At 68.7% G+C, this 8,913-nt stretch carries 9 protein-coding genes; all 9 read right to left on the bottom strand.

From position 1 onward, the window contains the following. The coding region (locus tag AB1346_03085; protein MEW6719413.1) for a hypothetical protein at positions 1-391 on the bottom strand (391 nt) is incomplete at its 3' end. Positions 392-454: 63 nt separating this feature from the next. Continuing rightward, positions 455-1,543: a zinc-binding dehydrogenase gene (locus AB1346_03080; GenBank protein MEW6719412.1), complete on the bottom strand. Its 1,089-nt coding sequence runs from the start codon at positions 1,541-1,543 to the stop codon at positions 455-457. A gap of 49 nt (positions 1,544-1,592) precedes the next feature. Next, positions 1,593-2,603: a 4-hydroxythreonine-4-phosphate dehydrogenase PdxA gene (gene pdxA / locus AB1346_03075; protein MEW6719411.1), complete on the bottom strand. Its 1,011-nt coding sequence runs from the start codon at positions 2,601-2,603 to the stop codon at positions 1,593-1,595. Further along, positions 2,600-3,949, bottom strand: coding sequence for a four-carbon acid sugar kinase family protein (locus AB1346_03070; GenBank protein ID MEW6719410.1), 1,350 nt, complete (start codon positions 3,947-3,949; stop codon positions 2,600-2,602). The genes pdxA and AB1346_03070 overlap by 4 nt, the downstream gene beginning before the upstream one ends. A gap of 162 nt (positions 3,950-4,111) precedes the next feature. Next, entirely contained in the window at positions 4,112-6,001 is a 1,890-nt protein-coding gene (locus tag AB1346_03065; GenBank protein ID MEW6719409.1) for a sigma 54-interacting transcriptional regulator, read from the bottom strand. Continuing rightward, a complete protein-coding gene (gene cysS, locus AB1346_03060) occupies positions 6,001-7,455 on the bottom strand; it encodes a cysteine--tRNA ligase (GenBank protein ID MEW6719408.1) in 1,455 nt (484 codons plus the stop codon). Before cysS ends, AB1346_03065 begins: the two co-directional genes overlap by 1 nt. A 5-nt stretch (positions 7,456-7,460) precedes the next feature. After that, on the bottom strand, positions 7,461-7,622 hold the full coding sequence (locus tag AB1346_03055; GenBank protein ID MEW6719407.1) for a ferritin family protein: 162 nt from the start codon (positions 7,620-7,622) through the stop codon (positions 7,461-7,463). Positions 7,623-7,650: 28 nt separating this feature from the next. Next, positions 7,651-8,034, bottom strand: a complete 384-nt coding sequence (nifU, locus tag AB1346_03050; protein MEW6719406.1) for a Fe-S cluster assembly scaffold protein NifU — start codon at positions 8,032-8,034, stop codon at positions 7,651-7,653. A 6-nt stretch (positions 8,035-8,040) separates the two neighbouring features. Continuing rightward, the coding region (locus tag AB1346_03045) for a cysteine desulfurase family protein (GenBank protein ID MEW6719405.1) at positions 8,041-8,913 on the bottom strand (873 nt) is incomplete at its 5' end.

Here is an 8,913-nt window from a genome sequence, read left to right as displayed (position 1 = left end):
AGATCCCGATCTCCACGGTTTCCATGCCGGAAAGTATGGGGGCCCCGACGCACTCCTCGGTGATGCCCATGCCGACGAGCATATCGCGCTGGCCTTCCGCCGTGGCGCCTCCGTGGCTTCCCATGGCCGGGAAAAGGAAGGGCTCGCCGCCGACCCGCCGGATCTCGGCCGCCACGGCCTTCAGCATCAGCGGCAGCGAGGTGATGCCCCGGCTCCCGGCCGTGATCCCGATCCGGTGGCCCGGCTTCACCTTCGCCAGGGCGCCGCTTTCCCGCAGTTTCCGGGTCAGCTCGCCCTCGACGTCGGCGACCCTCGGCCGATCGAAGACCTGGCGGACCTTGACCATCCGGGGGATCGGTATGCCTTCCAGGAGATCGTCGATCGCGCTCATTCTCCCCTCCCGTCGCGGTGCATATGAAGTGATCCCCCCGGATCCCCGGACGCGTGTTCCGGATCAATGCCGGATGGCCACCCGCAGCGCGTCCGCGCCGGTGGAGGCCATCTGGAAGGCGGCGTGCCAATCCTCGAGCGGGAAGACATGGGTCACCAGATCCTCGGTGCGTACGCGCCCGGTCGCCACCAGATGGATCGCGGTTTTCCAGTCGTAGGGGATCTGGGAGATCTCTCCGCGGATATCGATCTCCTTCACGATCACTTTGTAGGTGTCCACGGGTGCGACGATCCCTCCCCGGATGCCCCCGCCGGCCCACAGGACCCGGCCGCCCTTCCGCACGATGTCGAGCGACTCGTCGATGGGCTCCACCGAGCCGGTGTTTTCGATGACCACGTCGACCCCGATGCCGCCGGTCAGTTCGGCGACCCGTTTCCGGATGTCTTCCCTCTCCACGTTGACCACGTGGTCGGCGCCGAGCTTCCTGGCGACCTGCAGGCGGAAGGCGGCGTCGCGGTCGAGGCCGGACATGAGGATCGGCCCGGCGCCGATGGCCTTGCATACCTGCGCAAGCAGGATGCCCCGGGCGCCCGGTCCGAGGATCGCGACCGATTCCCCCGCCTTGACGCCCATCCGGGTGATCACGGTGTGCACGGACCCCGCGACCGGCTCGAGCAGCACGGCCGCCTTCGGGCCGATGGAATCCGGCAGGACGTGCAGCTGCCATTCCGGCCAGACGGTGTATCTCGCGAAACCGCCCCCGGTGACGAAATGCGCCCTTCCCTCCATCGGGGCCAGCGTGTTGCAGATGTTGAACCGGCCCTCCAGGCAGGCCGGGCAGCGCCCGCAGTACATGGTGACGATCTCGTGCACGACCCGCTGGCCGGGCTTCACCGTGACGACATCCCTGCCGACCGCCTTCACCACGCTGACGATCTCGTGTCCGGCGACCACCTTGCGGGATACGTTCTTGACGCCCGTCCTGTCGGCGGCGCCCCACTTGTGGACATCGCTGCCGCAGATGCCGCAGTACTCCACCTCGCACAGGACGTCGTGCGGGGCGTACCGGTTCTTCCCGAGTTCCGGGACCGGCACGTCCTCCAGCACGTGCTCGCCGCTGGGATAGGACACCAGTCCCTTCATTTCCGCCATCGATGCCTCCTTTTCCAGGCTCAAGCCGTAAATGCGACGATTCCCGAGGTCATTTCCCGCTACGCGCCATCGTCGCCGCCGCCCGGATCGCCGCCGTCATGCTGCGGCAGTCCGCCGTCCCTTTCCCCGCGATGTCGAAGGCGGTCCCGTGGTCCACCGACGTCCGGACGAACGGCAGCCCCACCGTGACGTTCACGCCTTCCTCGAAACCCCGCAGCTTGAGCGGGATGTGCCCCTGGTCGTGGTACATGACGACCACGATGTCGAACTCGCGCCGCCGCGCGGCGCGGAAGAACACGGTGTCCGGGGGAACCGGGCCGGTTGCGTCGATCCCGCGCGCCTTCGCCTGTTCGATCGCCGGAAGGATCTCCTCGGCATCCTCTGTCCCGAAAAGGCCCCCTTCCCCGGCATGGGGGTTGAGCCCCGCCACCGCGATCCTCGGCGAGGCGATCCCGAACCGCTTCAAAGCCTCGTCCGCCAGCGCGATCACCCGGAGGATCCGCTCCTTCTTCACGAGGTCGCAAGCCTTCCGGACGGAGACGTGCGTGGACACATGGATGACCTTCAGCTCCTTCGAAAGCAGCAGCATGGAGAAATCCCGGGTCCCGGACAGGCTCGCCAGGATCTCGGTGTGCCCGGGAAAGGAGCAGCCGCCTGCCTTCAACGCCTCCTTGTTCAGCGGAGCCGTCGTGACGGCGTCCAGCTCCCCGTCCATGGCCAGCCGCACCGCCTTCTCGACGTATTCGTAGGCGGCGCGCCCCGCGCGCGCGTCCACCTGCGCGAACGGAAGGTCGGGCGGCAGGTTCTTGAGGTCGAGCACGTCCAGCGTCCCGTAGACGAAATGCGCCTCCCGGGCGTTTCCGATCCCCCGGACCGTCAGCGGGGCCTTGACGACCGCCGCCGCCCTCTCCATGATGCCCCGGTCCCCGATGATCAGCGGGCGGCAGAGGTCGCAGCTCTTCTTCACCATCAGCGCCTTCACGATCACCTCCGGGCCGATCCCGGCGGCGTCCCCCATGGTGATCCCGACGACCGGCCTGCGGTCCCCCCGGCGCTTCATCTCCCGGCCCCTTCCAGCCGTTCCCGTTTCAGGCAATCCACCGCCTTGCACAGCGCGTCCTCCGCGCCGAAGGCGCCCGCCTTCGTCACCACCCGCAGCCCGTCGCACGGCCCGCCTTTCAGCCGCCCCGCCGGAATGCCCGGCGCGACCTCCTCGACGACGTGGAAGCCGGTGGCGGAAAGCCGGCTGCAGGCGCTTAGGGCGATGTCCCCACCGGTCAGCACCAGCCCTTTCAGGTCGACGCCCGCGACGATCTCCCGGCAGAGGACGCCGAGGGCGGAGGCGATCTCCTCCGCGGTCCGCTGGATGGAAAGCCCCCGGGCCGCAGCCGCGTTCAGCGTCCTGTCCACGGCCGCCCGCGTGTACCCGGTGGAGACGACGATGTCCTGCCCCGCCTCCGCCGCCTCCAGCGCGGCGTCCGAGCACCTGCGGATTTCCGCCGGAGCGGTCACCGGCGACAGGACCTTGCACGCGTCCATCTCGATGAGCCGGACCCCGGACCGCTTCTCGAGCATCGCGAGCTGCGCCCGCGTGACGTTGGAGACGCTCCCCGCGAAGACGGCCACCGTGCGCTTCCCGGCCGCGCCGTTCCGGTCCGATCCTCTTCCCCCCTGCGCCGCCGCCAGCCCCAGCGCCTGCGGCAGGCACTCCGCCAGCCCCGCGGAGCCGACCCACAGGACCGGCCTCCGGAGGCCGATCGCCGCGTCCGCGTGCATCCTCAGGTGCCTGTCCTCCCACGCGTCGCAGACGATGACCCGATCGCCTTCGGCGATGAGCTCCTCCATCGCGGCGCGGATCCCCTCCGTGCCGGCGTTGACGCTCTTGATCCCCACGAGACCCACGCTGCGCGCGGTCTGCTTCCCGAGCAGCGTCGGGACGTGGGATTCCGTGATCGGACACTTGGGATCCATCGAGATCTCGGTCGTCTCGATCGGGGCGCCCTGGAGGAAATGGTACCCGGCCACGGTGATGCGGCCGTTCTTCGGGAACGCGGGGGCCACGATCGCGACCTCCTGGCCGCAGGTGTCCATGATCGCGTCGATCTCCCGCCCGATGTTCCCACGAAGGGTGGAATCGATCTTCTTGAAGACCACCCGGAAATCCCTGCTCCGGATCCGCCGGGCCGCGCGGGCGACGTTTTCGTACGCCTCGTCCGGCGGCAGCGCCCTGCTCTGGCTGTCCAGGACGACCACGTCCTCCTCGAGCGCTCCGGAGGAGGGGTCGCCCCCCATCAGGACGACGGTCTTCAGCCCCTGCTTGGCGAACTGCACGCCGGTGTCGTTGGCGCCGGTCAGGTCGTCGGCGATCACCGCGATGCGCTTGTCGGTCTCCGGCACGATTCCCATAGGAGTACCGGTGATGGAGCAAGCGCCGTGCCTCTTTCGGGGAGCGGGCCCGCCGGCGTTATTTTCCAGAAGAAACGAGGAGTTGCGGCAGAAACCTGCCGGCAGGAAAGAATCCCTCGAAAGGAAAGGAGAAAAAGTGGCGCATAATGGGTCGGCACCAGCTCAAATTGATCCACCCTGGAGCTTCCGACGGAGGGTGGAGCGGTGGATCCCCAGACGCCTGGCGGCCCGCGTCTTGTTCCGGTTCTCCTCCTCCAGGACGGCGGCGATGGCGTCGGCCTCGATGTCCGCGAGCCGGTCCGCGCGCGCTCCGCCGGCCCGGTCCTCCGGCCCCCGTTCCGACCGCAGCTCCCGAAGCATCTCCTCGACCATCTCCCGGTCGATCGCATCGCCGTCGCTCAATATCAGGAGCTGCTGGATCGCGTGCTCGAGCTCCCGCACGTTGCCGGGCCAGTCGTATCCCTCCAGCGGCCGGAGGTTCCGGATCTCCACGCGACGAGCCTTCCGGTGCGCGGGACCGTGTTTCGACAGGAAGAATTCCGCCAGCGGCAGGATGTCCTCCTTCCGCTCCCGCAACGGAGGCACGTGCAGCTTCAGCACGGCCAGGCGGTAGTACAGGTCCTTCCGGAACATCTCGTTCTTCAGGAGCGCGTGGAACCGGTGGTTCGTCGCGGCGACGATCCGGACGTCGACCGGCAGGATCCGGTCCCCGCCCACCCGCCGGACCTCCCGCTCCTGCACCACGCGGAGCAGCTCGGCCTGCAGCTTCAGCGGCATCTCGCCGATCTCGTCCAGGAAGATGGTCCCTCCGTGCGCCAGCTCGAAGAGCCCTTGCTTGCCCCCCTTCTTCGCCCCCGTGAAGGCCCCTTCCTCGTACCCGAACAGCTCGCTCTCCAGCAGGCTCTCCGGCAGGGCGGCGCAATTCACCGCCACGAACGGCCCCTTCGCCCGCCGGCTCAGGTTGTGGATGCTCTGGGCCAGCATCTCCTTGCCGGTGCCGGACTCGCCGCCGATCAGCACCGACGCGTCGACCGCGGCGAACTTCCGGACCCGCTCCTTGAGGTGCGACATCGAGGGGCTGCGCCCGACCAGGTCGTCCAGCGTCGTTTTCGCCACGAAACCCTTTGTGTGCATCTTCTGCCGGACGATCTGCTCGAGCCGCTGGAGGTCCGTGACGTCGGTGAAGTTGGCGATGGCGGCGACGGGGCTCTCCTTCACCTTCACGGCCAGCCGCTGGGTCACGATCGTCTTGTCCCGGACGCGCTGCAGGGCGCCGTATTCCGACCGCCCCTCCTTCAGCACCCTCGGCAGCTCCGTGTTCGGGAGAATCGACCGGACGGAGGCCCCGATGGCGTCCGGCGCCTTTACGCCGAAGATCCGCTCCGCCGCCGGGTTGAAAAGGGTGATCCGCTCTTCCCGGTCGATCGCCAGGATCCCGTCGTGGGAGTTTTCGACCACCACCCGGAGCACCTCCGAGCGCTCCCGCTCCCGGACCCGGACCTCGGCGATCTTCCGCGCCTCCTCGATCGCCTTCGCGACGGCCTCCTTCCCCGAGACGACCAGCATCCCCCCGATCCCGAGCTTCGACGCCGTCTTGACGGAGACGGCATCGCCGAGGATCATGCCGACCCCCGAGCGGGCCGCCTCCCGGATCTTCTCCCGGGCGTCCTCCATCGACTCCACGACGATCTGGCGGATCTTCATCCCGAGGATGTTCCCCAGGCTTTCGCAGCCGTAGACGACGTTGCGGAAACCCGTGATGCCGATGACGCCCTGGTATTCCCGCAACCGGTACAGGCAGCGCAGGATGTCGTACGGCGACACCTCGATCTCGACGACCGGGACGTTCAGCGTCCGCCCGATCAGGAGCGCCGTCCCGCCCCGGCTGACGATCACTTCCGCGCCGCCGTTCACCGCCCGCTTCGCCGCCCGGATCCCTTCGGCAAGGTCTCCCTCGTCGACGAGGACGTCGATCCCCAGCTCCTCGACCGCCGCCTCGGCTTCCCCTTTCAGGTCCGCGTAGGGCGCGATGACGGCGATCCTGCCTATCATCACCTCTCCTCCTCCGGTCCCCGCAGCTTCCGCACCGCGGAAGGCCCCTTGCCCGCGTCCTCGACGTCGTAGCCCAGCGCCCGGATCCTGGCCCGGACCGCGTCCGCGGACGCATAGTCGCGCGCGCGCCGCAGGGCGTCCCGATCCTTCGCCAGCTCCTCGACCTCGGCGGGGATCCCGCCCGCCTCCCGGCCCGCCCCGGCTTCCGGCAGCAATCCTACACCCAGGACCCGGTCCCAGTCCTCCGCCAGGGCGCGGATCGGCGCTCCCGCGACGCCGGAACGGGCGGCGTCGTGGACCACCGAAAGGGCGCGCGGGAGGTTCAGGTCGTCCGAGAGGGCGGCGCGGAACCGGTCCCGGAGGCCCGAAACGGCGTCCTCCCCCGCCGGCTCCTTCTCCGCCGCCTTCCGGAAGGCGTCCCGCAGCCGCGCGAGCGCGCGGGCGGCCGCCGCCTGCCCCTCCCAGGTGAAATTCATCGGGGTGCCGTAATGGAGCGTCAGGCAATAGTAGCGGAACTCCGCCGGGGAGACTCCATTTCCGCCTCCCGGGGGGCCTTTTTCGAGGTCGTCGAGGGTGTACTCGTTGCCGGCCGACTTGGACATCTTCTTCCCCTCGACGAGCAGGTGGGCGGCGTGCAGCCAGACGGCCGCGAAACGCTTCCCCGTGGCGGTCCGGGCGAGCGCCCGGGAATTCTCGTGATGAGGGAACCGCAGGTCCACGCCGCCGACATGCAGGTCGAACTCGGGGCCCAGGTGCTTCAGCGCCATCGCCGCGCACTCCGAGTGCCAGCCGGGCCACCCCATACCCCACGGGCTGTCCCATTGATACTCCCGGCCGGGCTCGGCCGGCAGCCAGAGGACGAAGTCCTCCGGACGCTTCTTGTGCAGGTGCCCCTCCGGATCCGTCCGCTCCGCGGGTGCCCCTTCGCCCAGCGACGCCCCCGAAAGGGCACCGTACTCCGGCGCCTTCGTGACGTCGAAGTAGATGTAGCCGTCCTTCCCGTAGACGGCGCCCTTCTCCTCGACGGCCCGGACCAGGGATATCATCTCGGCGACGTGCCCGGAGGCGCGGGGGTAGACGTCCGCCGGCAGGAACGCCATCCTGCGGCAGTCGCGGAAATACGCCTCCGTGAAGAAGGCGGCGATCTCCCGCGCCGTCTTGCCGGCCGCCCGCGCCGCGGCGATCACCTTGTCCTGCCCCTCCTCGAGCCGCTCCTGGTGCATGTGCCCCATGTCGGTGATGTTCTGGACGGTGTAGGTGCCGTAGCCCAAGGAGCGCAGCGTCCGGACGAGAAGGTCGGTCAGGAGGTAGGTGCGAAGGTTTCCGATGTGGGCGTAACGGTAGACGGTGGGGCCGCAGGTGTAGATCGTGACCCGGGCGGGGTCCGCGGGGACGAAAAGGACCTTCCCGCGGGTGACGCTGTCGCGAAGGCGCAATTCCTCTCGCCGCTCCATGCGGATCACATTTCCCGCAGCGTTTCCTTCTCGATCTCGTCGGTCAGGAGCTTGGCGTGCTTCTTCTCCTCTTCCGCGAGATACAGGAACAGCTCCCGGATCTCCGGCCGGGTCGCGACGGCGGCGTATTCCATGTATCTGCGGTACGCCTCGTTCTCGCGCTCCAACCCTCTCCGGATCGCGTCGATCGGGCTGTCAGCCGGCGTGCTTTTTCGCATAGTCGTCGAGGGCGGTCTTGACCGCCTGCTCCGCCATCACGGAGCAATGGATTTTCACCGCCGGAAGGCCGTCGAGGGCGTCGGCGACCTGCTGGTTCGAGATCGCGCGCGCCTCGTCGACCGTCTTCCCCTTGATCATCTCGGTGAGCATCGAGCTGGACGCGATCGCGGCGCCGCACCCGAAGGTCCGGAACTTCGCGTCGACGACCTTGTTGTCCTCGATCTTCAGGTAGAGCCGCATCATGTCGCCGCAGGCGGGATTGCCGACCTCGCCGACGCCGTCCGCGCCCTCGATCTCCCCCACGTTCCTCGGGTTCATGAAATGGTCCATCACTTTCGCGCTGTAGGGACCGACCGTCATATCGGTTCATCCTCCCTGTTTCATTTGTTTCTGGTAGTCGAGATACGTGGGGGACATCTCCCGGAGCCGCTCCACGATGGGAGGAAGCTCCTCCAGGGTCCGCCGGACCTCCTCCTCCGTGTTCCCCTTCCCGAGGCTGAATGTGATCGAGCCGGTGCAGATGTCGCTCGGGACGCCGATGGCGCGCAGCACCGGGGATGCGACGAGGTCCTCCTCGTCCTCCCCGCGGAGGTTCGAGCTGCAGGCGGAGCCCGAAGCGGCCATGATCCCCTTCACGTTCAGGAACAGCAGGAGCGACTCCCCCTCGGCGTGCTCCACCCAGAAGGAGACATGTCCCGGAAGGCGCAGGGTCGGGTGGCCGGTGAAGTGCAGGAGCGGAATCGCGGCCAGGCCGTCCCGGAGCGTCTGTCCGAGGGCGCGAAGGCGCCGCTCCCAGGTTTCCATTTCCTTCGAGGCGATGGAAGCCGCAGCGCCCATCCCCACGATCCCCGGAACGTTCTCCGTCCCGGCCCGGTACCCCATCTCCTGGAATCCGCCGAAGGAGCGGGCGGCCACCCGCGCGCCGCTGCGGACGTACAACGCGCCGGCGCCCTTGGGGCCGTAGAAATTGTGCGCCGACAGGGTGACGAAGTCCGCGGGGATCGCCCGGACGTCGCAGGGGATGTGCCCCGCGGAGGCGGCGGCGTCGACGTGGAACGGGACCCCGCGCTCGCGGGCGATCCGGCCGATCTCCTGCACGGGCTGGATCGTCCCGATCTCGGCGTTGGCCTGCATCACCGACAGGAGCCCGGTGTCCGGCCGCAGCGCCTTGCGGACGTCGCCGGGGTCCACCAGCCCGTTCCGGTCCACCGGGAGCAGCGTCACCTCGCATCCCGCATT

The sequence above is a fragment of the Thermodesulfobacteriota bacterium genome (assembly GCA_040758155.1).
Taxonomy (GTDB): Bacteria; Desulfobacterota; Deferrimicrobia; order Deferrimicrobiales; family Deferrimicrobiaceae; genus UBA2219.
This window is presented reverse-complemented; position numbering and strand designations above follow the sequence as displayed.

Excerpts from the sequence above, each read along its gene's own strand:
- AB1346_03080 (MEW6719412.1), bottom strand. The coding sequence starts at position 1,543 with ATGGCGGAAATGAAGGGACTGGTGTCCTATCCCAGCGGCGAGCACGTG.
- pdxA (MEW6719411.1), bottom strand. The coding sequence starts at position 2,603 with ATGAAGCGCCGGGGGGACCGCAGGCCGGTCGTCGGGATCACCATGGGG.
- AB1346_03070 (MEW6719410.1), bottom strand. The coding sequence starts at position 3,949 with ATGGGAATCGTGCCGGAGACCGACAAGCGCATCGCGGTGATCGCCGAC.
- AB1346_03065 (MEW6719409.1), bottom strand. The coding sequence starts at position 6,001 with ATGATAGGCAGGATCGCCGTCATCGCGCCCTACGCGGACCTGAAAGGG.
- cysS (MEW6719408.1), bottom strand. The coding sequence starts at position 7,455 with ATGGAGCGGCGAGAGGAATTGCGCCTTCGCGACAGCGTCACCCGCGGG.
- nifU (MEW6719406.1), bottom strand. The coding sequence starts at position 8,034 with ATGACGGTCGGTCCCTACAGCGCGAAAGTGATGGACCATTTCATGAAC.